General features: G+C 72.6%; 27 protein-coding genes. 10 read left to right on the top strand and 17 right to left on the bottom strand.

Annotated features, from left to right (window positions below; translation table 11 throughout):
• Nucleotides 1–10: 10 nt before the first annotated feature.
• Genes O7614_RS31600 through hisC form a run of 3 tightly spaced genes read left to right on the top strand, consistent with a single transcriptional unit; the run spans nt 11 to nt 2992 of the window.
• A complete protein-coding gene (locus O7614_RS31600; protein WP_278142004.1) occupies nt 11–718 on the top strand; it encodes an RDD family protein in 708 nt (235 codons plus the stop codon).
• Nucleotides 719–755: 37 nt separating this feature from the next.
• Complete coding sequence (locus O7614_RS31605; RefSeq protein ID WP_278142005.1) at nt 756–1892, top strand: RDD family protein; 1137 nt, start codon at nt 756–758, stop codon at nt 1890–1892.
• On the top strand, nt 1889–2992 hold the full coding sequence (gene hisC / locus O7614_RS31610) for a histidinol-phosphate transaminase (RefSeq protein ID WP_278142006.1): 1104 nt from the start codon (nt 1889–1891) through the stop codon (nt 2990–2992). Before O7614_RS31605 ends, hisC begins: the two co-directional genes overlap by 4 nt.
• 135 nt (nt 2993–3127) lie before the next feature.
• Here hisC and O7614_RS31615 read toward each other — a convergent pair whose 3' ends face one another.
• From O7614_RS31615 to O7614_RS31640, 6 genes are all read right to left on the bottom strand, one after another.
• Nucleotides 3128–3523, bottom strand: coding sequence for an LPXTG cell wall anchor domain-containing protein (locus tag O7614_RS31615; RefSeq protein WP_278142007.1), 396 nt, complete (start codon nt 3521–3523; stop codon nt 3128–3130).
• Nucleotides 3524–3621: 98 nt separating this feature from the next.
• Nucleotides 3622–4878: a PQQ-binding-like beta-propeller repeat protein gene (locus O7614_RS31620; RefSeq protein WP_278142008.1), complete on the bottom strand. Its 1257-nt coding sequence runs from the start codon at nt 4876–4878 to the stop codon at nt 3622–3624.
• Nucleotides 4879–4959: 81 nt separating this feature from the next.
• On the bottom strand, nt 4960–5442 hold the full coding sequence (locus O7614_RS31625) for an SRPBCC family protein (RefSeq protein ID WP_278142009.1): 483 nt from the start codon (nt 5440–5442) through the stop codon (nt 4960–4962).
• Between the two features lie 143 nt (nt 5443–5585).
• Nucleotides 5586–5795 carry a DUF397 domain-containing protein gene (locus O7614_RS31630; RefSeq protein WP_088987326.1) on the bottom strand — a complete coding sequence of 70 codons (210 nt, stop codon included), beginning with the start codon at nt 5793–5795 and terminating at the stop codon, nt 5586–5588.
• Between the two features lie 174 nt (nt 5796–5969).
• Nucleotides 5970–7166, bottom strand: coding sequence for a fumarylacetoacetase (fahA, locus tag O7614_RS31635; RefSeq protein WP_278142010.1), 1197 nt, complete (start codon nt 7164–7166; stop codon nt 5970–5972).
• Nucleotides 7163–8032: a hypothetical protein gene (locus O7614_RS31640; RefSeq protein WP_278142011.1), complete on the bottom strand. Its 870-nt coding sequence runs from the start codon at nt 8030–8032 to the stop codon at nt 7163–7165. The genes fahA and O7614_RS31640 overlap by 4 nt, the downstream gene beginning before the upstream one ends.
• Before the next feature lie 95 nt (nt 8033–8127).
• On the opposite strand from O7614_RS31640, the gene O7614_RS31645 reads away from it, so the two are divergent.
• Complete coding sequence (locus O7614_RS31645) at nt 8128–9294, top strand: cupin domain-containing protein (RefSeq protein WP_278142447.1); 1167 nt, start codon at nt 8128–8130, stop codon at nt 9292–9294.
• 140 nt (nt 9295–9434) lie between these two features.
• On the opposite strand, the gene O7614_RS31650 is transcribed toward O7614_RS31645, so the two are convergent.
• The 4 genes from O7614_RS31650 to O7614_RS31665 are packed head-to-tail and all read right to left on the bottom strand — an operon-like array spanning nt 9435 to nt 12209.
• On the bottom strand, nt 9435–10463 hold the full coding sequence (locus O7614_RS31650; RefSeq protein WP_278142012.1) for a tetratricopeptide repeat protein: 1029 nt from the start codon (nt 10461–10463) through the stop codon (nt 9435–9437).
• A 10-nt stretch (nt 10464–10473) separates the two neighbouring features.
• Nucleotides 10474–10959 (bottom strand): 2-C-methyl-D-erythritol 2,4-cyclodiphosphate synthase, encoded by a 486-nt coding sequence (gene ispF, locus O7614_RS31655; protein ID WP_278142448.1) that lies wholly within the window; start codon nt 10957–10959, stop codon nt 10474–10476.
• 13 nt (nt 10960–10972) lie between these two features.
• Entirely contained in the window at nt 10973–11668 is a 696-nt protein-coding gene (gene ispD / locus O7614_RS31660) for a 2-C-methyl-D-erythritol 4-phosphate cytidylyltransferase (RefSeq protein WP_278142013.1), read from the bottom strand.
• A gap of 55 nt (nt 11669–11723) precedes the next feature.
• A complete protein-coding gene (locus O7614_RS31665) occupies nt 11724–12209 on the bottom strand; it encodes a CarD family transcriptional regulator (RefSeq protein ID WP_007073334.1) in 486 nt (161 codons plus the stop codon).
• Nucleotides 12210–12537: 328 nt separating this feature from the next.
• Here O7614_RS31665 and O7614_RS31670 point away from each other — a divergent pair, with 328 nt between their 5' ends.
• On the top strand, nt 12538–13227 hold the full coding sequence (locus O7614_RS31670) for a hypothetical protein (protein WP_278142014.1): 690 nt from the start codon (nt 12538–12540) through the stop codon (nt 13225–13227).
• A gap of 21 nt (nt 13228–13248) precedes the next feature.
• Here the strand turns inward: O7614_RS31670 and O7614_RS31675 are convergent, their stop codons facing one another.
• From O7614_RS31675 to O7614_RS31690, 4 genes are all read right to left on the bottom strand, one after another.
• The gene (locus tag O7614_RS31675) at nt 13249–13896 is read right to left on the bottom strand and encodes a hypothetical protein (protein WP_278142015.1); all 648 of its coding nucleotides are present in this window, start codon (nt 13894–13896) and stop codon (nt 13249–13251) included.
• Between the two features lie 31 nt (nt 13897–13927).
• Complete coding sequence (locus O7614_RS31680; RefSeq protein ID WP_278142016.1) at nt 13928–14977, bottom strand: type III polyketide synthase; 1050 nt, start codon at nt 14975–14977, stop codon at nt 13928–13930.
• 97 nt (nt 14978–15074) lie between these two features.
• Nucleotides 15075–16241: an acyl-CoA dehydrogenase family protein gene (locus tag O7614_RS31685; protein ID WP_278142017.1), complete on the bottom strand. Its 1167-nt coding sequence runs from the start codon at nt 16239–16241 to the stop codon at nt 15075–15077.
• Between the two features lie 41 nt (nt 16242–16282).
• Nucleotides 16283–17056 carry a methyltransferase domain-containing protein gene (locus O7614_RS31690; protein WP_278142018.1) on the bottom strand — a complete coding sequence of 258 codons (774 nt, stop codon included), beginning with the start codon at nt 17054–17056 and terminating at the stop codon, nt 16283–16285.
• Here O7614_RS31690 and O7614_RS31695 point away from each other — a divergent pair.
• The 4 genes from O7614_RS31695 to disA all read left to right on the top strand — a co-directional run bounded on the left by O7614_RS31695 (nt 17055) and on the right by disA (nt 21721).
• The gene (locus tag O7614_RS31695) at nt 17055–17942 is read left to right on the top strand and encodes a UbiA family prenyltransferase (protein ID WP_278142019.1); all 888 of its coding nucleotides are present in this window, start codon (nt 17055–17057) and stop codon (nt 17940–17942) included. The two genes, O7614_RS31690 and O7614_RS31695, sit on opposite strands and share 2 nt — an antisense overlap.
• A 139-nt stretch (nt 17943–18081) precedes the next feature.
• Nucleotides 18082–18861, top strand: coding sequence for a hypothetical protein (locus tag O7614_RS31700; protein ID WP_278142020.1), 780 nt, complete (start codon nt 18082–18084; stop codon nt 18859–18861).
• A gap of 85 nt (nt 18862–18946) precedes the next feature.
• On the top strand, nt 18947–20404 hold the full coding sequence (gene radA, locus O7614_RS31705) for a DNA repair protein RadA (protein ID WP_278142021.1): 1458 nt from the start codon (nt 18947–18949) through the stop codon (nt 20402–20404).
• A 132-nt stretch (nt 20405–20536) separates the two neighbouring features.
• Nucleotides 20537–21721, top strand: a complete 1185-nt coding sequence (gene disA / locus O7614_RS31710) for a DNA integrity scanning diadenylate cyclase DisA (protein ID WP_145778622.1) — start codon at nt 20537–20539, stop codon at nt 21719–21721.
• Between the two features lie 29 nt (nt 21722–21750).
• Here the strand turns inward: disA and O7614_RS31715 are convergent, their stop codons facing one another.
• The 3 genes from O7614_RS31715 to O7614_RS31725 form a co-directional block, all read right to left on the bottom strand.
• On the bottom strand, nt 21751–22470 hold the full coding sequence (locus O7614_RS31715) for a hypothetical protein (RefSeq protein WP_278142022.1): 720 nt from the start codon (nt 22468–22470) through the stop codon (nt 21751–21753).
• A 118-nt stretch (nt 22471–22588) separates the two neighbouring features.
• The gene (locus O7614_RS31720; RefSeq protein ID WP_278142023.1) at nt 22589–23161 is read right to left on the bottom strand and encodes a peptide deformylase; all 573 of its coding nucleotides are present in this window, start codon (nt 23159–23161) and stop codon (nt 22589–22591) included.
• Nucleotides 23158–23670: an ACT domain-containing protein gene (locus tag O7614_RS31725; RefSeq protein WP_278142024.1), complete on the bottom strand. Its 513-nt coding sequence runs from the start codon at nt 23668–23670 to the stop codon at nt 23158–23160. Before O7614_RS31725 ends, O7614_RS31720 begins: the two co-directional genes overlap by 4 nt.
• A gap of 96 nt (nt 23671–23766) precedes the next feature.
• On the opposite strand from O7614_RS31725, the gene O7614_RS31730 reads away from it, so the two are divergent.
• Entirely contained in the window at nt 23767–24678 is a 912-nt protein-coding gene (locus O7614_RS31730; RefSeq protein ID WP_278142025.1) for an A/G-specific adenine glycosylase, read from the top strand.
• Nucleotides 24679–24943: the final 265 nt, after the last annotated feature.

Genomic DNA, 24943 nt, shown 5'->3' on the forward strand with positions numbered 1-24943 from the left:
ACTTGCGAGCGTGACGCAGCCTCCGTCGTACCCGACGCCGCCGGCCGGTGGGCCTCAGCCCGCCGCCGGCGGCTTCGCGCCGCCGCCCGGACCACACCCCCAGGGGTACGCCGCGCCGCCGCAGTACGCCCCACCCGGGTACGCCCCACCGCAGTGGTACCCCGGGCCACCCGGCCCGCCACCTCCTCCGCTGAGCCCGAGCGGTCAGCCGCTGGCCAGCTTCGGCGACCGGTTGCTGGCGTGGCTGATCGACACGGCGTTGGCGAGTGCCGTCCTGTTGGTGCTGTTCATGCCGGTCTTCTTCGTCCTCTGGTGGCGGATGTTCACCGAGCTGAACCAGATCAACCCGGACGGCACCCTGGTGGAGCCCGATCCGGGCACCTTCTTCTTCGAGTTCTTCCTGCCGATCCTGTTGCTCCAGCTCGCGGTGCTGGTGCTGATGCTCGGGCTCTACTGGCTCTACCACGTGGAGTACCTCAAGCGCGGCGGTCAGACGCTCGGCAAGAAGGTCATGAAGTTGCGCGTGGTGCCGCTCGACCCGACCCGCACGCTGGACCGGCGGATGGCCGGCCGTCGGTGGCTGGTGCAGTTCCTGGCCGGTTCGCTGGTCCCGGGGTGCAGCTACGCCGACGGGTTCTGGCAACTCTGGGACAAGCCGTGGCAGCAGTGCCTCCACGACAAGTTCGCCGCAACCATCGTCGTTAAGGTGTCCACGTGAGCGAGCGAACCGGCAGGCAGCGAAGCGGAGCAACGGCGTGAGTGTGCAACCTGGCTGGTACGTCGATCCCGCCGACACCGAGACCCGGCGTTACTGGGACGGCGAGGGTTGGCTCGGCGCGCCCATTCCCGTCGACGCCACCCCGCCGGATGGTCCTCCGCCGCCCGAGCCGCCGCCCGCCCCGGTCACCCCGGCCGAGCCCCCGACCTCCGGCCCGGCTGCCCCTGGCTCCGAGACCGTCGCGCCCGGCTGGCCGCCACACCAGGGCCCACCACCCGGGTACGGCCCGCAGTCCGGCTACGGCCCACCACCGGTGCAGGGCCCCGGCTACGGCCCACCACCGGTGCAAGGCCCCGGCTACGGCCCACCACCGGTGCAAGGCCCCGGCTACGGCCCACCACCGGTGCAAGGCCCCGGCTACGGCCCACCACCGGCACAGGGCCCCGGCTGGGGGCCGCAGTCCGGCCCACCCGGTTGGGGTCCGCAGGGCGGTCCGCCCGGCTGGGCTCCTCCGGGCAGCCAACCCGGCTGGGTGCCGCCCGCTGGTCACCCTGGCTGGCCCGGGCGACCGCCCGAGCCAAGGCCGCATGGCCACGCGCTGGCCGGTTACGGTCGCCGGTTCACCGCCCGGCTGATCGACTTCGGCCTCATTCTCGCGCTGAACGTGCTGGTCAACGGCTGGTTCGTCTGGCGCTGGGCGCAGGAGTGGGCACCGTACTGGCAGGAGTTCTTCCGGCGCGCCGCGCGCGGCGACAGGTCCGCCGAGGGAATGCCGGTGCCCGGCGAGCAGGCCGGTTCGCTGCTCGTGGTGATCCTGCTGATCGCCACCGCGCTGTGGCTGGCGTACGAGGTGCCCGCCATGGCCGCCGGTGGGCAGACCTTCGGCAAACGGGTGATGCGGATCCGAGCGGTGCCGATGGCCGCCGACCAGCCGCTGGGCTTCGGCCGGGCACTGAGCCGGTGGAGCACGCTGGGTCTGCCGACGCTGCTCTGGTACTGCGCCGGGATCGGCCTGGTGCTGCAACTGGTCGACTCCCTCTCTCCCCTCTTCGACCACCCGCTGCGCCAGGCGCTGCACGACAGGCGCGCGCAGACGGTGGTCGTCGAAGTCCCTTACCGCCCCGGCTCCGCCCCCTCGGACGACCGCAACCAGCCCTCGGGAGACACTCCATGACCGACTCCGGACGTCACCAGCCGGCCCTGCGGCTGACCCGCGCCGACCTGGACGCGTTGCCCAACTACGTGCCGGGGCGCAGCCCCGCCGACCTGGCTCGGGAGTTGGGCCTGCCGGAGGCCATCAAGCTGGCCAGCAACGAGGTTCCGTACGGACCGCTGCCCGGGGTGGTGGAGGCGGTCACCGAGGCGATCATGGCCTCGCACCGCTATCCGGACATGGGCGTGGTCGCGCTGCGGGACGCGTTGGCCGAGCGGTACGGCGTGGAAGCCGACCGGATCGCCACCGGCTGCGGGTCGGTGGCGCTCGCCGAACACCTGGTTCGGGCAACCTGCCTGCCCGGCGACGAGGTGCTCTACTCGTGGCGGTCCTTCGAGGCGTACCCGATCATTGCGGCGACCAGCGGCGCGACCAGCGTGCGGGTGCCCAACGAGGCCGGGCACGGGCACGACCTGGCGGCGATGGCCGCGGCCGTGACCGACCGGACCCGGGTGATTTTCGTCTGCAACCCGAACAACCCCACCGGCACCGCGCTACGCCGGGCGGAGTTGGACGCGTTCCTCGACGCGGTGCCCGACGACGTGCTGGTGGTGATCGACGAGGCGTACCGGGAGTTCGTCACCGACGCGGAGGTGCCGGACGGGCTCGACTACCTGGACCGGCCCAACGTGGCGGTGCTGCGCACGCTGTCGAAGGCGTGGGGCCTTGCCGGGCTGCGAATGGGCTGGCTGGTCGCCCAGCCGGTGGTGGCCGCCGCCATCCGTAAGGTGGCAACCCCGTTCTCCAGCAGCACGGCGGCCCAGGCCGGGGCGCTTGCCGCGTTGACCCAGGTTGCCGAGATGGAGCGCCGCTGCGCCCTGGTCGTCGCCGAGCGGGACCGGGTCACCGAGGCGTTGCGCAAGTTCGTGCCCGAGGTGCCGACGAGTCAGGCCAACTTCGTCTGGCTGCCACTGGCTGATCGTTCGGTGGCGTTCGGTAAGGCGTGCGAGGCGCGCGGTGTGATCGTGCGGCCGTTCGCCGGTGACGGCGTCCGGGTCACCATCGGCACCCCGGCCGAGAACGACGCGTTCCTGGCGGCTGCGGAGGCGGCGCTGGCCTGACCGTGGGTCTGTCGTCTGTGGCCGGGGTGTGGCAGCGCGGCGAGAGCGGACCTCGGCCGGCGGCTGACGCTCCGGCGCAGGGCTCAGCCGAGTAGGTCCTCGCCCTGACTCGGGCCTGGGCGCGGACGATCGAACCTAGCCGAGGCGGCCGACTTGCCGATCACCTGCGCCCTCACGACACCCAGCTCGGCGGGCAGCGAAGAAGCCGACGAGGAGCAGGGTTGCACCCAGCCCGACGAGCAACGGGGTCGACCCGCCCGAACCGGTGACCGGCAACTGACCACCGTGGCTCGGCGTGGGTTGGGGTGTGGTGGGAGTGGGAGTGGGCGGCGTCGGTGTCGGTGTCGGTGTCGGTGTCGCCGGCAGGATCTCGAAGGTGACGCCGCTGCCGGCCGACGGCTCGGCCCGGGCGGCGCTGCCGGCGCGCGCCGAGGCGGGTTCGGAGCTCAGCACCGGCGGGACCGCCAGCGCGAGGCTGGCGGTGGCGGCGAGCGCGCCCCCCACGAGGTAGCTGGCTGCCGTCCCACCCATGCGCCGACCCCTTCCACGGAAACCTGAACCATGAGAAACATACCCTTTTCGAACACAGGGCATGGACGGCTCAGAAGTCCGGGCGGAAGACACCACGATCAGGTGGCGGCCAGGATCACCGCCTCCCCCGTGTAGTAGTAGCGCTGATCGTCACCGTTCGGATCGACCGGCTTGCGGAGTCGTTCGACCGCGACGTAACCGTCCATCACCCCCACCGCCCCGGGAGCCCAGCCGGTCCCGTCCGAGCCCACGTTGAGCGGGAAGCGGGACAGTTGGGCGCCTGTCACCGGGTCCAGGGTCACCAGGTCGTTCGCCTCGGTCAACAGGTGCACCCGGCCAGGTTGCGCCGCGAGCACCCGCGCCGGCCCGAGACCGTCGGTCCTCCACAGCTCGGTGCCCGTACGCGCCGATCGACCCACCACGACACCGTCGAGCACGGCGATCGACTGCTCACCGACCAGGGCGGCGCCGGCCGGGTCCAGGGTGGGGGCGGCGACCGGCGGACCGGCACCCAACAGCCAGCCCCGGCCGCCCTCGTCGCCCGGCCCGGCCGTCCGCAGCCCCAGACAGTCCGACCGGCCGGTACGGCAGCCGAGCGGCGTCACCACCAACCCGTCCGGGCCGTTCGGCGGTCGCCAACGCTCGCGTACCGCGCCGGTCGCCGCGTCCCGGAACTCGACGGTGGCCGGCCCGGCGCAGGTGTCCAGGCCGATCAACTGCCCGGCTGCCGTGGTGCCGACATCGCTGCGGCAGCTCCCGGGCAGTTCGACCCGCCACAGCTCCCGCCCGTCGCTCAGCTCGACAGCGCGCGCCTGGACATCCCCGGTCACCACCAGCACCGTCCGGCCGTCCGGGAGGTCGGCGAGTCGGAGTCCGCGCGGCTCCCAGACGGTGGCCGCCCCGGTACGGCGTACCACCGCTGAACTCTCGGCGGGCTTCGGACCGTCGGTTCGCCAGAGCACCCCGCCGGTCCGGGCGTCGAGTGCGACAAGTTGCCCGTCCGACCAGCGGCTGACCACCGTGCTGCCGCTGGCCACCACCCCGGTCAGCTCGGCCGGCCAGCGCCGGTACGACCAGTACGGGCTGGTCCGGTACCGCCCGTCGACCGGCCGGTCCGCGTAGACCTGGCGGTGTGCGGCGTACACCCGCAGTCTGCCGTCGACGATCAACGGGGCGACCGGCAGCCGACCGATCACTCCGGCAGCCGGTCGGGCCGGCGCCGGGTAGTCGCCCCGGGCCACGGTGCTCACCTCTGCCGGCGCGAGGACCCGGTGCACGACGACCACGACGGCCGCCGTCGCGAGCAGCGCCGCGACCGCGATCACCAGCCGCCGCCGGCCTCTCGGGAACCTCATGCCGCACCTCCGCCCGGCACCCTACCCAGCGGAGGGGGCCGGACCCCGGCCAGGTCACGGCGAGGAGTGACCGGCTGGCGCTCAGGCGGCTTCGACGGTGCCGGTGGCATCGGCCGCGACGGCCAGATCGGCGAGGTCACGCCGGAGCGCCACCTCCACCGCCCGCGCGGCGAGGCCGCCGAGCAACAGAGCCACCACCCGGCCGTACGGGTCCATCGGCACCGCCTCCTGGGTGACGGTGACCGCCGTGCATCCTCGACGGCGGCGACGGACCGGTCGCAGGCTCCAGGTGATGCGGTAGTCGACGCCGGCACCGGAGGAACAGAGCACCAGTCGCTGCGGAGCGATGGCCTCCACTACCAGGAACTCCTCGGTCAGCGTGCCACCGTCCGGCTGGGCGCGCTCCTCACGCCAGGAGGTGCCCGGACCGAACGGGCCCGGGGTGAGCACCTTGATCGGACCGGCCGCGGTCAGCCGGGCCGCACGGCCGGGCAGGTCGGTCAGGAGACGCCAGACATCGGCCGCGTGCGCCTCGATGATTCCGGTAACCGCCACCGTCGACATGCCGCCCTCCCGTGTCCCCGACGGTACGCGGAGTGAGGGCCGGACGGGGCCTCCGGGACGGAATTCCCACCACCCGGAGGCCACTCTGTCCGTTTGGACGGTTACTCGGCACCGGGCGTCGTCGACCGGTGCCGAGGCTTTCGTCAGCGTTCGAAGCGACCGGCTCGGATCGCGCCGATGAAGGCTGTCCACCCCGGCGGGCTGACCGCGAGTGTGGGGCCGGCCTGGTCCTTGGAGTCGCGGACCGCGACCAGACCGTGGACATCGACCAGGTTGTCCGCCACTTCCACGCAGAGCCCCTGGTCGTTGGAACGGCTACTGGTGCGCCAGATCGCGCCCGCAAGATCGTGCATCGTCGTTACCTCCGTGTGCGATGGATGCCCCACCGCTGACAGCCGGGCAGCGCCCGGCCCGGGCCGCGCGGCGAGGCAACGGGATCCGGACGATCAACGGATCAACCAGGGCTGGTTATCGCACGAGCTGTGCGATAACCAGTCCCGTGCACGAGACGGTTGGAATTCGTCCGCTCAGTTGGCCGGACGAACCGTGCCGGTGACCTCGCCGAGGGCGATGGTGGTGCCGTCCGGGCCGGGCGCGGTGGCGGTGATGGTCACCGTGTCGCCGTCGGCCAGGAAGGTGCGGGTCTCGTCGCCCACCTTGACCGGCTCTGCCCCGCCCCAGGTCAGCTCCAGGAACGAGCCGACCTGCGACCGGTCCGGGCCGGAGACGGTGCCGGAGGCGTACAGGTCGCCGGTGCGCAGCGACGCGCCGTTGACGGTGAGGTGCGCCAACTGCTGTGCCGGAGTCCAGTACATGGTGGCGAACGGCGGCTCGCTGACCTGCTCGCCGTTCCACTGGACCACGAGTCGGAGGTCCAGGCCCAGGTGCGGCACGTCCCGCAGGTAGTCGACCACCGGCGGGTCCTGGTCAGGGGCGGGCACGAAGGCGTCGCCGAGCGCGTCCAGCGGCGTCACCCAGGCCGACACCGAGGTGGCGAAGGACTTGCCGAGGAACGGCCCGAGCGGCTGGTACTCCCAGGCCTGGATGTCCCGAGCCGACCAGTCGTTGACCAGCACCACACCGAAGACGTGGTCGGCGAAGTCGTCCACCGCGACCCGCTGACCCAACGGGCTGGGTACGCCCACCACGAAGCCCACCTCGGCCTCGATGTCGAGACGTACCGAAGGACCGGTGACCGGGCCGTCGGCGGAGGGGCGCTGCCCGGTCGGTCGGATCACCGGCGTGCCGGAGACGACCACCGTGCCGGCCCGTCCGTGGTAGCCGATCGGCAGGTGCTTCCAGTTCGGCAGCAGCGGCGGCTGACCGGGGCGGAAGATCTGCCCGACGTTCGAGGCGTGGTGCTCGGACGAGTAGAAGTCGACGTAGTCGGCCACCTCGATCGGGAGCAGCAGCTCCACGTCGTCCAGGGGCACCAGCAACGGCTCCACCGCGGCCCGGTGCGCCGGGTCGGTCAGCAGTTCGGTGATCCGCTGCCGTACCGCCGTCCACTGCGGACGACCCAGCGCCATGAAGTCGTTGAGGGTGGACCGGCACAACGCGCCGGCGGCCAGCACCAGGTCGGCGGCCTCCGCCGCGGCCAGGTCGAACACCCACGACCCGATCCGTACGCCGATCCGTGGCTGCCCCCCGTCGGTCCGGAACACCCCGTACGGCAGGTTCGTCACCCCGTACGGCGACCCGTCGGCACCGGTCACCCAGGTCATGCGTCGTAGCCCCCGTTCACCAGCCCAAGCCGGATCAGATCGGTCAGTGGTTCCAGGATGCTGCACGAGCCGAAGCCGACCCACAGTGGCCGCGGCGCGTCCAGCCGCGCGCTCGCGCGCTCCAGCAGGGGGCGCGGGTCGAGAACGGTCAGCAGCTCGGCGACCGTCTCCACCCGGTCACCGTCGGCGGCCGCCAGGGTGGCGGCCAGCACGTTGGCGTAGCCGTGGTGGGTGAAGCCGGTCTCCGGGTCCAGGTGCCGGATCGCCTGGTGCAGGCCTGCGGTGAGTTTGAACGGCAGGCTCCGGTCGCGGCAGGCGCAGATCACGGCGGCCAGCTCGGCCGGCGTGGGGAAGAGTTCGGCAGCCAGGCCACCGGTGCGGAACTTGGCGGCGATCGGCATCCCGTCGGCGCGGGCGGCGGCGAGCGCGTCCAGCGCGCCCATCAGCCCGAAGGTCAGCGGCAGCTCGGCGTAGACGGCCTCGACGCCGGGCATCGCATCGGTGCGCCGCAGCAGTTCGGCGATGCCGGGCAGCGGGTCCTCACCGCGTTTGGCGACCGCCACCTCGACCTGGCGGGCGGTCACACCGCCGGGTGCCAGGAACGACAGCGCGAACGGCAGGCGGGCGATGCCGGTGTCACCGATCAACCCGATCACCAGACCCTCGCCCAGGTCGACGAGACCGCCCAGTTCTCCCGCCGCGACGGTCGAGGCGGGGATGAGCAGCGGGCCGACCAGGTCGGCGTACCAGGCGGTGCGGTGCCGACGGTGAGCGGCGAGCGCGTCGGGGAGCGTGGCGCTGCCCGGCGGGAAGACGGCGGCGTCGTCCACCAGGCCGTCGAGGAGTGCGGGCACCTGCGTTGACACGGAACAAGAATGTACGGGACGCTACGAGGAACGGACAACAGTGTCCGATTATCGGACGCGGTTGATCGGTGAACGGAACATATCGGGAGGGCGAGATGCCGTACTACCGCAGCGTCGGCGACGTGCCGCGCAAGCGCCACACCCAGTTCCGTCAGCCCGACGGCACGCTCTACGCCGAGGAGCTGATGGGCCAGGAGGGCTTCTCCTCCGACTCGTCCCTGCTCTACCACCGGCACGCGCCCACCGCGATCCTGGCCGCCGACGAGTTCACCCCACCCACGTTCACCCGAGCGCCGAACCTGCCGCTCAAACCCCGCCACCTGCGCACCCACAAGCTGGACACCGGCGGCGCCGACCCCGTCCTCGGCCGGCAGTACCTGCTCGCCAACGACGACGTCCGCATCGGGTACGTGCTCGCCGACCGGCCCTCACCGCTGTTCCGTGACGCCACCGGCGACCACTGCCTCTACGTCGAGTCGGGCACCTTGCGGGTCGAGTCTCCCTTCGGAGTGCTGGACGCGGTCGCCGGCGACTACGTCATCGTCCCCACCTCGACCATCCACCGGCTGGTGCCCACCGGAGACCAGCCCGTCCGCCTGCTCACCGTCGAGGCGTCCGGGCACATCGGCCCACCCAAGCGCTACCTCTCCGTACGCGGTCAGTTCCTGGAGCACTCGCCCTACTGCGAACGCGACGTCCGCGGCCCGGACACCCCGCTGCTCGTCGACGACGAGGAGGTCGAGGTGCTGGTCCGCCACCGCCGCGGTTGGACCCGCTACGTCTACGCCAAGCACCCGTTCGACGTCGTCGGCTGGGACGGGCACCTCTACCCGTGGGCGTTCTCCATCCACGACTTCGAGCCGATCACCGGCCGCATCCACCAGCCCCCACCGGTGCACCAGACCTTCCAGGGGCCCAACTTCGTCATCTGCTCGTTCGTGCCCCGCAAGGTCGACTACCACCCGGACGCGATCCCGGTGCCGTACAACCACCACAACGTCGACTCCGACGAGATGCTCTTCTACACCGGCGGCAACTACGAGGCCCGGCGCGGCTCCGGCATCGAACAGGGCTCGATCTCGCTGCACCCGTCCGGTTTCACCCACGGCCCCCAGCCGGGTGCGGCCGAGCGTTCCATCGGTGCGGACTACTTCGACGAGCTGGCCGTCATGGTCGACACCTTCCGCCCCCTGGACCTCTGCGACGCCGCCAACGCCTGCGAGGACGAGGGGTACGCCTGGACGTGGGCGCGTTCTGTGTAGTCGGCCTCGGGGTTTCGCCGGAGCCCGACCCGCTCTGGGCGGTCAGGCTTGATCCCGACGCGGGTCGGGCTCCGGCGAAACCCTGACGTGGTCGAGCTAGGCGACGCTGGTGATCTTTCGTGGTGTCGCCGGAGGTTGGGTTAGCGGATCGCGGTTCTGGTGAAGACGGCCAGCTCGGCTACCGCCGTGGCGGCGATGGCCAGCACCAGCGGCCACGGGGAGCCGACCACTGCGTACACCAGCAGCAGCAGCGGCGCGGCAGCCACGGCGTAGACCGCCAGGGCCATCGCCCGGTCCGAGTGCAACATGGCGGGCAGGACGGTCCGGGTAAGCCCGGGGAGCCGGGCCGCGAGCTGCCAGACCACGATCCCACCGGTGAGCGCGGCGAGCACCGCCAGGACCCGGGAGAACCCGTCGTTCGCCGCAGCCGCGACCGCGACCAGCACCGCCGCCACCAGCGACCAACCCGCGCCGTAGAGCACCAGGCGGTGCAGGCCGTACGCGAGGGTCCGCGGCGAGTCGATCCGGCTCGGACTGGTCGTCACCGCCTCGGCCACATGTTCCAGCGCCTCCGACCAGCGGCGCTGCTCCAGTCGCATGACACCGACGTCGTGACCGGCCTCGGCGATGCGCGGATCGAGCCGCAACGCCTCCCGGTACGCCCGCTCGGCCAGGTCGAAGAGGTCCAGCCGGGCGGCGACCAGACTGAGCACCAAATGCGCCTGCGGCTCCTCCGGGGCCAGTTCGACCCCGCGCCAGGCCGCGTTGAGCGCCGGCTGCCCGTTGCGGGAGTCGGCCAGGATCGCCGCGGCGCTGCGCTGGGCGTACGCGTCGGCCGGGCCGAGGGCGAGGATCCGATCGGCGGTGGCCGCCGACTCCGAGTAGCGCTCCAGGTCGGCCAACGCCATGGCCCGGACGACCAGCGGCGGCAGGGCCTCCGGCGCGGCCACCACGGCCGAGTCCGCCGCCTTGAGCGCCTCGGTCGGGCGGTGGGCGGCCAGGTGCACCCGGGCCAGCAGGGTGAGGGCGTCGACATCGTCCGGCTGTAGCGCCAGCCCGTAGGTCAACTCGCCGGCCGCCTCGTCGTGACGGCCGAGTTCGGCGAGCAGTTGGGCGCGCTGGACGTAGCCGTCGGCGGCGGACCGGTCGGGGGCGGGGTCGGTGGACATCGCGGCGAGCCTAGGCGGCCGGAGCGTCGTACACCAGAGCCACCGCGATGCCGGCCAGCCCCTCTTCGCGCCCGGGAAAGCCGAGCCCGTCGGTGGTCGCGGCGGACAGCGTGACCGGTGCGCCGACCGCGGAGGAGAGCACCTGCTGCGCCTCCGCACGGCGTCGGCCGATCTTGGGGCGGTTGCCGACGACCTGCACGGACACGTTGCCGATCTCCAGGCCGACGGCCCGCACCCGACGGGCCGTCTCGGCCAGCAGCGCCACGCCGGACGCGCCGGCCCACTCCGGCTCACCCACCCCGAAGACGGCACCGAGATCACCGAGGCCGGCGGCGGAGAGCAGCGCGTTGCAGGCCGCGTGTGCGACGACGTCGGCGTCCGAGTGGCCGGCGAGGCCGTCCTGGTCGGGCCAGAACAGCCCGGCCACCCAACAGGGGCGGCCGGGCTCGAACGCGTGCACGTCGGTGCCGATGGCCACCCTGGGAACGATCATGATCAGAGCGTACGCGTCAACCACCGGTGGCGAGCAGATGCTCCGCCAGAGCCAGGTCGAACGGTCGGGTGATCTTCACCGCGTACTCCGAGCCCGGCACGCAGCTCACCGCGACGCCCTGCTTCTCGACCAGCCCGGCGTCGTCGGTGAGGGAGTCACCGGCTGCGGCGTGCGCGGCGCTGAGCACGGCACGACGGAAACCCTGCGGGGTCTGCACGGCGCGCAGGGCGGAACGGTCGACGGTGCCGAGCACCACCTCGCCGGCACCGACCTCCTTGATCGTGTCCACGACCGGCAGGACCGGGATCACCGCGTCCCGCCCGTCACGGACCGCCGCCGCCACCGATTCGACCAGCTCGGACGGGGTGAGCGCACGAGCGGCGTCGTGCACCAGGATGATCGACGGCCCGGCGGGCACCGCGGCCAGCGCGGCGGCGACCGAAGCCTGCCGTTCCGCGCCGCCCGGAACAACGATCACCGGCGCCACCGGGGCCAGCAACTCACGAACGGCAGCCACGTCGGCGACCGGCGCGGCCACCACTATCGTGTGCACCGACGGTGCGGCGGCCAGCCGGCGCACGGCGTGCACCAGGAGCGGCTCGCCGGCGAGCAGGCGCAGCGCCTTGGGCCGGCCGGGGCCCAGACGTACTCCAGCACCCGCTGCAGGCACGAGGACCGCGACGTCACCGCGCGGATTGAGCTGCGCGGTCACGTCGCGGTCCTCGGTAGTTTCTTCACTACGAAGCGGAACGATGATGCTGTGCGGACTAGGCCTCGGTGAGGACCTTGTCGAGCAGCGTCTCCGCCTCGTCCTTGGTGCTCTTCTCAGCCAGCGCGACCTCGCCGACGAGAATGTCGCGGGCCTTGGCGAGCATCCGCTTCTCGCCCGCGGACAGGCCCCGCTCCCGCTCCCGGCGCCACAGGTCACGCACGACCTCGGCGACCTTCAGCGGGTTGCCGGAGGCCAGCTTTTCCAGGTTTGCCTTGTAACGCCGCGACCAGTTGGTCGGCTCCTCGGTGTGCGGAGCCCGCAGAACGTCGAAGACCTTACCGAGGCCTTCTTCGCCGACCACCTCTCGAACGCCCACGATCTCGGCGTTCTCGGCCGGCACCCGGACCGTCAGGTCACCCTGCGCGACCCTCAGGACGAGGTATTGCTTAGGCTCGCCCTTGATGACCCGAGTCTCGATTGCCTCGATGAGTGCGGCCCCGTGGTGGGGGTAGACAACGGTCTCGCCGACACTGAAAACCATAGGTTCGAAACCCCTTTCGCTGTGTCTAGGGTAACACGGTCAGGCACCGATGTCTCACCGATGTCCTGACCGTTGGCGCAGCTCAGGGGCCCTGTGAGAGGTCTTGCTTCAGCTTGACAGGCGGTCAAACCAATGGTTCGAACACGCTCCGTAACGTGCGGATGACTGCCCGGCACGGGTGAACAGAACGTCGAGATCAAGGGCTATGCGCTCCTCCTATGGTAGCCCGGCCGACCGGACCGCGCCCAGGTGTAGCGGGAGGAGCCCCTGGTGCGCGACCCTGGAGACCGAGCCGCACTCCGCTCTCGAGACCCTTCCAGGAGGTCCGATGGGCAAGCCGGATGCTGAGGGCCACGGGCCGGCCGACGGGCTGCCCGGCCTGCCACCCGAGTGGGGCCGCGTCGTGGTCCCCGACGACGCCTCCGCACTCGCCGCCGAGGCCGCCCAGATCCGCCACGAGCTGCGCAGGGCCACCGGCCTGCCCGGCAGCCACCGGGCCCTGGGTCTGCCGCTTCTGGTCCTGCTGGTGGCGGTCCTCACCACGCTTGCCGGCCTGCTCGTGGTCACCTGGCCGCGAGCCAGCCGCACCGAGCGCCCGACCCCGGCGCCCTACTCCCCGCCCGCGACCCTCACCGGGCGGGCACTGCCCGCACTCGACCTGGTCGACGCGGGTCAGGCACCAGTACCGCTGCGCGGCCTGCTCCCCGCCATGATCATCCTGCTGGACGGCTGCCCCTGCCCCGACCGGGTGGGCGACGCCCTGGCCGCCGCGCCCGTCGGGGTCTCCGTGGTCACCGTCACCGGCGGCCGGACGGTACCCGCTACCCCGACCAACCAGCGGCAGGTCCGCGCGCTGGCCGATCCAGCCGGAGGGTTGCGCTCGTTCCTGGGTCAACCGGCCCGTCCCGGCGTCGCGACAGCCCTGCTGGTCGACCGCACCGGCACCGTCACCCGGGTGCTGCCCGACCTGGGGCCGGTCGACGCGTACCGAGGTGACCTGAGCGCCCTCGGTGCCTGAGCGCCGCTCGGCGGCGGGGGTCTACCGGGGTAGCTCGACGAGCTGGGCCTCGACGTCGATCTCCCGCTCCCCCGTGGCCGACAGCGACACCCGGAACGGCCGGCCGCGTGACAGCACCCTGGCGCTGACGACCGTGCCGTCGCAGTCGATCTCGGAGGGCCCGGCCAGACCGGCACCGACGATCGTCACCGTCAGGCCGCCCGGCCTGGTGCACTGGTACTGCAGCAGGAGACCGGCGCTGCTCCCCGCCGACTGCCGGACGACGCTCTCCCCCGGGCCGAGTGCCACCCGCTCCCGCCAGACCGTCTCCCGGAACGGGAGCAGGCCGCCCTGGAAGACGAGGGTAGCGGGATCGCCCACGATGTCGGCGATCATGCCCGTCTCCGGGTCGATCTCCGCCCACAAGCCACCCGGCACGCTGACGACCTCGCCCGCCTCGTCCACCCGCACCGTCAACCGCTCACCGGGCACTACCCGGGTGGCAAGGGCGCGGTCCAGCGCGGTGCCCAGGCTCGGTCCGACCGTCGGCGCGACCGTCGAAGGACCAGCCGACCCGGCCGTCGAGGCGGGCGCGGTGGCACGCCACCACCCGCCACCGGCAGCCAACACGGCCACCGCTGCGCCCACCAGCACCGCCGAGCGCAGCCGGTCGTCCGTCGTCGCCCGCATCCGCCGAGCGTACCGGCCGGGCCGCAGACGATCAGTCCTGTCGATCCAGCAGGGCGGCGTACAGGGTGAGGCCGGGGCCGAACGCCAGCATGACGATGCGTCGAGCGGCCGGCGTCGCACGACCCAGCCGATCCAGGATCAGCAACACCGTCGGCGACGAGCAGTTGCCGTGCTCGTCCAGCGTCGCCCGGGACGCCGCCAGCCCGTCCGGGGGCAACGCCAACTCCCGCTCGACCACGTTGAGGATCCGTGGCCCACCCGGGTGCACCGCCCAACCGTCCACGTCGGAGCTTGTGACACCGTGCCGTGCCAGCAGGTCGTCGACCAGCTTGCGGACGTGCCTGGACAGCACCTGCGGCACCTTCGGCGACAACCCCATCCGGAACCCCGCGTCGGTGACATCCCAGGTCATGTGGTCGGCCGTCGAGGTGTCGGTGACGGACGTGACCTCGCGCAACGCGTACCCCCGGCCGCCCGGGACGACCACGGCGGCGACCGCCGCGTCCGAGAAGAGCGCGTGCGAGACGATCTGCTGGGTGTCCACTCTGGCGCTGGACGGTTGGATGTGCAGGCTGGTCAGCTCCGCGCAGAGCAGCAGCGCCGGCCGCCCCCGGGCGGTGACGAAGTCGCTCGCCGCGCCGAGCCCCGGCAACGCCGCGTAACACCCCATGTGGCCCACGAACATCCGCTGGGTGTCCGCGGCCATGCCGAGGTCCCGGGCGAGCAGGATGTCCAGCCCGGGCGTGGCGTACCCCGTGCAGGAACAGACGATGAACAAGCCGATGTCACCGGCGCCCAGCCCGGCCGCTGTCAACGCGCGGCCCACCGCCTCCTTGCCGAGCGGCAGAGCCTCGACCTGGTAGCGACGCATCCGGCGCTCGGTCGGCCAGTCCGACACGTCCTCCAGCAGCGGGTTGACCGCGGCCTGCCGCCGGGTCACCCCGGAATTGGCGAAGATGCGCTGGGCCAACGACCGGGTGGTGCCGGAGAAGTGCCGGGAGAAGAAGCCCTCCCACAACTCGTCTTGCAGAGCGGACGGCGGCTGCGCAGTCCCGAGCCCCGCGATCACTGGTACGGACACGATCCCCACCTCTCGTCAGATGCTGTCCTCCCCCTGGTCGTCCCACCAGCCACCTCGACTGGCCTTTCCTCCTCCGCACGGGTCGCACCCGGCCGCCTCACCAACGTGGTGCCGATCCGTCGCGGTCCGGGTCGCCGCCCAACGCGGCGATGCCCAGCCAGTCGGCGCAGACGTCCGACGTGGCCGGGTGCAGCGAGCCGCAACGGGCATCCCGGTAGAGCCGCTCCAACGGATGGCCCCGGCGGGTGGCCGAGGTGCCCGCCGCCTCCAACACCGACGCCGCCACCTCGGCGGCGGTGGTCCCGGCGAGCAGCTTCGCCCGCCACACCCAGCGGTTGGTCTCCTCGTCGCCCGGCGCCTCGTCCACCCGGCGGGCCGCCTCGGCGACCACCAACTGCGCCGCGGCCGTGGCCGCGTCCGCCCGGCCCAGGCGGGCCCGCACCGCCGGCAGACCGGCGAGGTTACGAGCGTTGAGATGCTCGGCCGCCGCGTCGACGGCCGCCCGGGCCACTCCCACGTAGACGGCCGCGTAACTGGCCACCAACCAGTGCGGCATCAGCTGGGCGACCACCAACGCCAGCCCCTCCACACCGCCGAGCAGCCGGTCCGCCGGCACCGTGACGTCCAGGTGCAGGTCGTGCGACGAGGTCGCGCGCATGCCCAGCGAGTCCCACGTCGGCTCCACTGTCAGCCCGGCACCGGCCGGCACCAGGAACTGCGACACCACCGACTGGTCGGCCGCACTGCGCGCCGCCACCAGGTAGCCGTCGGCGTGCCCGGCCCCGGAGCAGAAGGTCTTGCTGCCCTTGAGGTGCCAGCCTCCGGCGGTCGCCTCGTACGCCGTGGTGAGCTGGGACAGCCGGGCACCCGCGCCCCGCTCGCTCATCGCGACCGCGTACCAGGAGCCCTCCGCCGCGGCGGTCAGCAGCCGGTCCCGGGCGGCCAGCGCCTCGTCCGGCACACCGAGCGCCTCGGCCAACTCCTCGGTCACCGCGCCCAGGGCACCGGTCACCGAGGCGTGCATGTTGAACACCAGGGCGGTCGCACCGTTGCCCCGGGCAAGCTCGGTTGCCACCGCGGCGTACTCGGCGAAGCTCGCCCCCAGACCGCCCAGCGCCCGGGGCACCATCAGCCCGAACAGGCCAGCCTCCCGCAGGTCACGGAAGTCCTCGGCGGGGAAGGAACCGTCCCGGTCGTGCTCCGCCGCCCGCGCGGCGAACCGCGGCGCCAACCGGCGGGCTGCCTCAAGCGCCTGAACCGTCATATCGTCTCCTCCTCGGCGTCCCATACCCCGCCACGGCCCGACTATCCTTTGCGGACCCCCCGGCCCTGGTAGAGAACGGCGGTGGACCGGGTCGGCACGATTCGCGGCACCCGGCCGGCAGCGGCCACGCCGGACGCACGGGTCGCCCGGGCGCGGCGCAGCAGCCAGGCGAGCAGGCCGCCGACCTGCGGACGGATGCCCCGCAGCCGCAGGTCGACACCGTGCCGGGCACACTCCGCCACCAGAGCCTGAGCGTCCACGAACAACCGAGGATCGTGGATGCCACGCGGCACCGTCGGCAGCCGCTCGGCGATCCGCACCGCGACGAGCCGCGCCAGCGCCGTGTCGTTCAGGGTGTCCAACACCAGCAGGCCGCCCGGACGCAGCAACCGGCACGCCTCGGCCACCACACGCGGCCAGTCCGGCACGTGCTCCAGCAACTCACCCGCGGAGACCACGTCGGCGCAACCGCTCGGCAGCGGGACCGCTGTGGCGTCGCCCTGGACCACCCGTACCCCGTGCTCGGCCGCCTGGACCAACGCCGAACGGGTCAGATCGACCCCGATGTGGTGGTAGCCCTTGCCGGACAGGTGCGGCGCGAGCAGACCGGCGCCGCAGCCCAGATCGACCAGCACCGCGCCCGGGTGGGTGGCCGGTGGCACCAGCGCCGCGCGGGCCTCGGCCAGCCAGTGCAGCATCGCGAACGCGCCATCGGGCCGCCACCACTCACCGGCCAGGTCGTCGTACTGGCGCGGATCGTTACGCGGCAGCACCCGGGGGCCGGTGGACGCCGCGGCCGCAGCCACGTCTCGCATGGAACCGAGCGTGGCACGACTGCTCGGTAACGACCAGACTTCCCTTATGTCGTCGAGGGTGTTAGGGCTGGTCAGAGCGAGCCATCCGGAACCGGCCGCAGCGGTGACCGCGGTCTCCGGCCTGCTGGCGTGGGGGGTGGGCCATCGGCCGGTCGGAATCGTCTCCGTCGTGCTCGCCGTGCTGGCCAGCCAGCTCGCCGTCGGATGGACCAACGACGCACTGGACGCCGAGCGGGACGCCACTGTGGGGCGTACCGACAAACCGGTGGCCGCCGGCGCGGTCGGCCGGCGCACCACGGCCTGGGCTGCGGCGGTGGCCGCGGTGGCCTGCCCGTTGTTCGCGTTGACCACGAACCCGACGGCGGCGTTCTGGCTCACCGTCGCCCTGGTCTCCGCGCTGCTCTACGACTGGCCGCTGAAGGCCACCGTGTTCTCGGTGCTGCCCTACGCCGTCTCCTTCGGCGCGCTGCCCGCCTTCGTGGTGCTGGCGCTGCCCGGTCAGCCGACCCCGCCGGCCTGGCTGGTGGTCGCGGCGGCGTGCCTGGGCGCCGGCGCGCACTTTGCCAACGTGCTCCCCGACCTGGCCGACGACGCCCGGACCGGGGTGCGCGGCCTGCCCCACCGGCTGGGCGCCGCCGGCAGCCGGGCCGCGGCGGCCGGCCTGCTCCTCGCGGCGACCGCGGCGCTGGTCCTCGGACCACCCGGACCGCCGTCGGCGATCGGTCTGGCAGCGGTCGGGACGGCCGCGGTGGTGCCACCGCTGAGCTGGTACGCCGGTCGCTCGGCGGTCCGGGCCGGCCGGCGGCCGGTTTCGGCCTTCCGAGCGGTGCTGTTGGTGGCCCTGATCGACGTGGTGCTGCTGGTGGCGAGCGGTCGGGTGGTGTGAGCGGCACCCGAGCAGGTGGCAATGCCGGGTCCGTGTGCGGGCCTCGATCAGCTCCAACTACCCTGGAGCGCGGTCTGCGCGGGTATGGCCACCGTGCCCGGCGTGCGGCCGGGTGGGGATTGTGACGAGGAGGACCGACGTGACGCGCTCGATCAGGGGATCCCGGCGGGCGGCCCTGTTGCTGTCCGGGATTGCGGCGGCCAGCCTGCTGGCCTCGGGATGCGGCACCGGTCAGATCGCCGAGACGGCGTTGAAGGAGCCGTCGGTCCAGGGCGTCAACCTCACCACCGACAACGGTTCCTTCTCGGTCCGTGGCCTGCAGGTGGACTACCCGGGCACCGAGGGTTACCAGGCCGGCCAGGACGCGGGGCTGAGCGCGGTGATCTACAACGACTCCAAGGAGACGGTGACGGTCACCATCACCAGCGAGAGCGCCCGTGAGGTGGTGATCAGCGGCGGCTCGGCGAGCCCGTCGCCGTCGGCCTCCGAGTCCGCCTCGATGAGCCCGTCGCCGTCCGGTTCGGCCAGCCCGTCGGGCTCGACGTCCGGCTCGCCGAGCCCGACGGTGACGCCGTCCGAGACCGGGTCGTCCTCGGCCACCCCGTCCGCCCCGGAGTCGGCGCGGGCGTCGGGTTCGGCCAGCCCGTCCGCGCCGGGTCAGCCGGCCCGGATCGAGTTGGCACCGCTGAGCTACGTCCAGTTCAACTCCGAGGCCACCACGCAGCTCCGGCTGATCGGCCTGACCGAGGCACTGCGCTCCGGCCAGAACGTCGTCGTGACCTTCGACTTCGGCAACGGCAACACGGTCACCGGCCAGGCGCCGATCGCGGTGCCGCTCACCCCGGCCGCACCCCCCTCGCCGATCATCGAGCGTGAGGGTGGTTACGAGGGCAACGAGGGCGGCACGACCCACGAGTGACCCGACCGTCACATCGACGAACACCCCGGCGTGGTGACCACCACGCCGGGGTGTTTTCGTCGTACGCGAGGGCTAGCGTCCTGATGTGACCACCTCCCGATCAACCCCTCCGCGTGGCGGCACGGCCGGCGCCGCCCGTGGCCGGTCCAGCGCCCGCGAGCCACGTCCGGCCTACGAGTGCGACGCCTGCGGGCACCAGCCGCCCAAGTGGGTGGGGCGTTGTCCGGAGTGCGGCGAGTGGGGTTCGGTGGTCGAGAGCACGGTCACCGGCCCGACCGTCTCCGGCCGGGTGGTCAGTTCCCGGATGCCGTCCGAGCCGGCCCGCCCGATCGCCACCATCAGCGCCGCACCTGCCCGGGCCCGCCCCACCGGGTTGAGCGAGCTCGACCGGGTGCTCGGCGGTGGCCTGGTCCCCGGTGCCGTGGTGCTGCTCGCAGGCGAGCCCGGCGTGGGCAAGTCGACACTGCTGCTGGACGTGGCCCAGCAGTGGGCGGTCGGCGCCGGCAGCCCCTCGCTGGTGGTCAGCGGAGAAGAGTCGGTCAGCCAGGTGCGCCTGCGCGCCGAGCGGATGGGCACTCTGCACGACCAGCTCTATCTCGCCGCGGAGAGTGACCTGGCCTCGGTGCTCGGTCACCTCGACGCGGTCAAGCCGGGCCTGCTGGTGCTCGACTCGGTGCAGACCATCTCGACGACCGGCACCGAGGGGGTGCCCGGCGGGGTGACCCAGGTGCGCGCGGTCACCGCCGCGCTGGTCTCGGTCGCCAAGGAGCGGGGCATCGCCACCGTGCTGGTCGGGCACGTCACCAAGGACGGCCAGGTGGCCGGGCCTCGGGTGCTGGAGCACCTGGTCGACGTGGTGCTGCACTTCGAGGGCGACAAGCACTCGTCGCTGCGCCTGGTGCGCGGCGTGAAGAACCGGTTCGGGGCGGCCGACGAGGTCGGCTGCTTCGAGATGCACGAGGGCGGCATCAGCAGTCTGGCCGACCCGTCCGGGCTGTTCCTGACCCGCTACGCGGAGCCGGTTCCGGGCACCTGCGTGACAGTGGCGATGGAGGGGCGGCGAGCTTTGGTCACCGAGGTGCAGGCCCTGATCGGCGCGACGGTGGCCGGGTCACCCCGACGCACCGTCTCCGGCCTCGACTCGGCACGGCTGGCGATGGTGCTCGCGGTGCTGCAACGGCGCACCGAGCGGCTGACGCTGCACGACCGGGAGGTCTTCGCCGCCACCGTGGGCGGCATCCGGGTGGTGGAGCCGGCCGCCGACCTGGCGGTCGCGTTGGCGGTCGCCTCCGGAGGGCTCAACCTGGCCATCGCTCCGCACCTGGTGGCGATCGGTGAGGTGGGGCTGACCGGTGAGGTGCGCCGGGTCGGGGCGGTGCCACGTCGGCTGGCCGAGGCGGCCCGGCTGGGGTTCAAGGTGGCCCTGGTGCCGCCCGGTTGCGGCCCGACCAGCACCGGCGCCGGCCCCGAGCAGATGCGGGTGACCGAGGTCACGGACGTCCGCTCGGCGCTGCATCATGCGGCCCGCGCGTCCGCCGAGTGACCCACCGTGCCGACGAGGGTGGCGATACCGGACAGCGCGTCGCAAGGGGGAAACTGGGTGGAAGGGCCGCATCGTGACACATCACAGTAACCACGACAGCACCCACCGCACGGCAGTCCGTAGACTGTGCCCGTGCCGATCGACCGCGATACCACCAAGCCAGCCGGCGCGCCGCCTCAGGCCCGCACCGGCGCCGTGGGCTCGCCCGCCCGCCCGATCAGCGTGAGCGTGACCGCAGGCGCCGCCGGGAGTGCCGGGGACCCGTTGCGGGCCAACCTCGCCCTGATGGCTCCGGGCACGGCGTTGCGCGACGGCCTGGAGCGCATCCTGCGCGGTCGCACCGGTGCGCTGATCGTGCTCGGCTACGACAAGGTCGTCGAGGGTCTGTGCACCGGCGGCTTCCCACTGGACGTGGAGTTCTCCGCGACCCGGGTCCGCGAGCTGTGCAAGATGGACGGCGCTGTCGTGCTCTCCAGCGACGGCACCCGGATCGTCCGGGCAGCCGTGCACCTGATGCCCGACCCGTCCATCCCGACGGAGGAGTCCGGCACCCGGCACCGCACCGCTGAGCGGGTGGCCCGGCAGACTGGCTACCCGGTCATCTCGGTCAGCCAGTCCATGCGGATCATCAGCCTCTACGTCAACGGGCAGCGGCACGTGCTGGACGACTCGGCGGCCATCCTCTCCCGGGCCAACCAGGCCCTCGCCACCCTGGAGCGCTACAAGCTCCGGCTGGACGAGGTCTCCGGCACGCTCTCCGCACTGGAGATCGAGGATCTGGTCACCGTCCGGGACGCGGTGGCCGTGGTGCAGCGACTGGAGATGGTTCGCCGGATCGCCGACGAGATCGCCGGTTACGTGGTGGAGCTGGGCACCGACGGCCGTCTGCTCGCCCTTCAGCTCGACGAGCTGATGGCCGGCGTGGACGCCGACCGGACGCTGGTCATCCGGGACTACCTCCCGGTCGGCCGCAAGTCGCGCACCCTGGACGAGGCACTTGTCGAGCTGGACCTGCTCGGCGCGACCGAGTTGATCGACCTGGTGTCGGTGGCCAAGGCGATCGGCTACCCGGCCGCGTCCGACGCTCTGGACGCCGCAGTCAGCCCACGGGGCTTCCGACTGCTGGCCAAGGTGCCCCGGCTGCCGGTGGCGGTGGTCGACCGTCTGGTGGTGCACTTTGGCAGCCTCCAGCGGCTGCTGGGCGCGACCGTGGAGGATCTGCAGGCCGTCGAGGGGGTCGGCGACGCCCGGGCCCGAGGCGTCCGTGAGGGGTTGTCCCGGCTCGCCGAGGCGTCCATCCTGGAACGCTACGTCTGACCCGGTTCGGTGCTACGCCTGGAGCCGGGTCAGCCGGTGATGGTGAGCTTCGTCGGTGCGCTGAGCTTCGTGCCGACCCGGGCGAACACCTGGTACGACCCGGTGGGCGGGAACGGCCCGGCGGCCAGCCCGCTGCCGTCGCATCGGCTGGTGTCCCGCCCGTTCCAGACCACCTGGTAGGAACGCTCGAAGTTTGGCGTGAAGGACTGCGGGTCCGAGCCCTGGGCCTTGCCGCAGGTGTCCGAGGACCAGATCTTCTCCGCACCGGATTTGACGAAGATCTCCTGGGCCTCGGCACCGACGTTCCGGCTGCACGTCCGGTCCGACGTGTTCTTGATCTTGAGCTGCAGGTCGACCAGCGCCCCTCGCTGGACGGCTGTCGGGCTGGCCACCGAGACGACACTGATCTCGTCGTTGGTGCAGGTGCCGTCGTCTTCCGAGCCAGCTGCCGCGCCCAGCGGAGGGTCGTTGCTGGTGACCGCCGGGCTCGGGTTCGTCGCGCCTGAGTCGGCAGACGCGGACGGCGACGGACCCCCGGTCTGCGGTGTCAGCACCGGCCCGCCGGGATCAGACGTCGCAGCGGACGTCGCCGACGGGGAACCTCCCGCCGCCGGATCCCGACCGCCGGAACGACCCGAGTGGGTGCACGAATAAAGCAGGACAATCAGGAAGAGAAGCCCGGCTCCGAGTACGACGACGCGACGCCGCCAGTACACAGCGGGTGGCAGGGGGCCGACCGTCAGACGCATGATGCCCCCCACCGTAGTCGCGCCCCGCCCGCCAGCACGGTGCGACGCGCCGGAGCCACCTTCGGGCGCACGTTCCACCCTCCACTCAGGACAGTGAAGCGGGTCGCCCGGCAGCCGATCAGAGGTAGACCTTTCGCTGGTAGACGGCGTGCGCACCGGCCACCCGATCCAGGAAGAGCAGGCCCGCACAGTGGTCGATCTCGTGCTGCAACGCCCGCGCCTCGAACCCGTCGGTCACCAGCCGGACCAGATCGCCCGTGCCCGGTAGGTCGCCCTCCACCACCAGCCGGCTGGCCCGCTTCACGTCCCCGGTCAGATCCGGCACCGACATGCACCCCTCCCGGCCCGGCTTCCACCGCGTCGCCTCGACCACGCGGGCGTTGCAGAGCACGAACGTGCCATGCACCGTGACCGCCTTCGGGTGACCGGTCACGTCGACGGCGAACACGCGAGCGCCCACCCCGATCTGCGGCGCGGCCAGCCCGACGCAGCCCGGCGACACCCGCATCGTCGCTACCAGGTCGGCCGCGAGCTGGACCGTCTCCTTCGCGGTCGGGTCGACCACCTCGGCAGCCCGGCTCAACACCGGATGTGGGGCCGACACCACCGGCCGCACCTCACCCGGCACGGCCAGCGACTCCGGTGTCCAATCGCCCAGACCGGCATCCGGCCCGTTCTCCTCGCCGCTCACAACAGATCCGGGTCCGCCGGCCGGAGCGTGACCTCCACGCCCAACTCGCCAGCCGTCCGGGTCAGCCGGTCGACAAGCGCGTCCGCCACACCGGCCGGCAACTCGACCTCGGCCAGCACCACGTAGAGCGAACCAGCCAAGCGCGTACTCAGGTCGGTGACGTTCCCTCCGGCGTCGACCAGCACCCGCGTCATCGCCGCGACAATGCCCATCCGGTCCGAACCGTGCACCGCCATCACGTACGGCTCACCCACCGGAGGCACGTCGCCGTCCGGCGTGACCGCGCGTACCGTCGCCAGCAGTTGACCCCCGGCGGCCAGCGGCGCCAACGCGGCCTCCACCTCGGCGGCGGCCGGCCCGGTGCAGATGAGGGTCATCGCGAAATGCCCCCGCAGCCGCGTCATCGTGCTGTCGGTGAGGTTGGCGCCCAGTCCGGCCAGCACCTCGGCGACGTCGGCCACGATGCCCGGCCGGTCCCGACCGATGACGGTGATCGCGAGCTCGTTCATCCGCGCATTCTCTCCGATCGGACCAGCCCCGCCACGGCACCCCGCCCGAGCCGCCCATCCAGCGGGATCGCAGCGCGTGACATCATCGACGACGCCATGACTCAACCCGATTTCGCCACAGTGGTCAGCCGGTGGTTCCAGCAGCACGCCCGTCAGCTGCCATGGCGTGAGCCCGGGGTCACCCCGTGGGCCATCCTGGTCAGCGAGGTCATGCTCCAGCAGACGCCCGTCGTCCGAGTCGTACCGGCCTGGCAGGCGTGGCTGGCCCGGTGGCCGGACCCGGCGGCGCTGGCGGCCGACACCCAGGCCGAGGCGATCCGGATGTGGGGACGCCTCGGCTACCCCCGTCGGGCGGTCCGGCTGCGGGACTGCGCCGTCGCGATCGTGGACCGGCACGGCGGCGAGGTGCCGGACCGGTTGGAGCAACTGCTCGCACTGCCCGGCGTCGGCACCTACACGGCGCGGGCGGTCGCCGCCTTCGCCTACGGGCAGCGGCACCCGGTGGTCGACACCAACGTGCGCCGCGTGGTCTGCCGGGCGGTGGCCGGCGAGCCGGACGCCGGACCGGTCACCCGGCCCGCCGACCTGGTCGCCACCGAAGAACTACTGCCGGCCGAACCGGCCGCGGCGGCACTGGCCAGCGCCGCGTTCATGGAGTTGGGCGCGGTGATCTGCACAGCGCGGTCACCGCGCTGCCCGGCCTGCCCGGTCGAGTCGATCTGCGCGTGGCGGGCCGCCGGCCAGGAGGCGCCGGCCGGGCCAACCCGCCGAACCCAGCGGTACGCGGGCACCGACCGACAGGTACGCGGCCTGCTGCTCGGGGTGCTACGGGAGTCCACCGGGCCGGTCCCACACCAACGGCTGGACCAGGTCTGGATCGATGACGTTCAGCGCGCCCGCGCCCTGGCCGGTCTGGTCCAGGACGGACTTGTCGAAGCAGCCGGCACCGACAGCTTCCGCCTCGTCGGCGACGGCCCGTCCCACCCCACCGCCGACCTCGCCACCTGACCGGCCCGCCCCGCACAGCCACCGCCCCGCCCGCACCCCGCCCCGCCCGCGCCCCGCCCCGCCCGCGCCCCGCCCCGCCGGCGCCTCGACCCGGCAGCGCCTCGACCCGGCCCGGCCCGCCCGCCGCACGCCGCCCGCCGCAGATTGCGGCTCGGATGGCCGGCCCAAGGTCGTGCTCGATCCTGGATGTAGTGGTCTCGCGCACCGTTGGAGGCCACTACATCCAGGATGTTGTGCGATCGTGCGGAGAAAGCCCGGGCGATAC

It is taken from the genome of Micromonospora sp. WMMD961, assembly GCF_029626145.1.
GTDB lineage: Bacteria > Actinomycetota > Actinomycetes > Mycobacteriales > Micromonosporaceae > Micromonospora.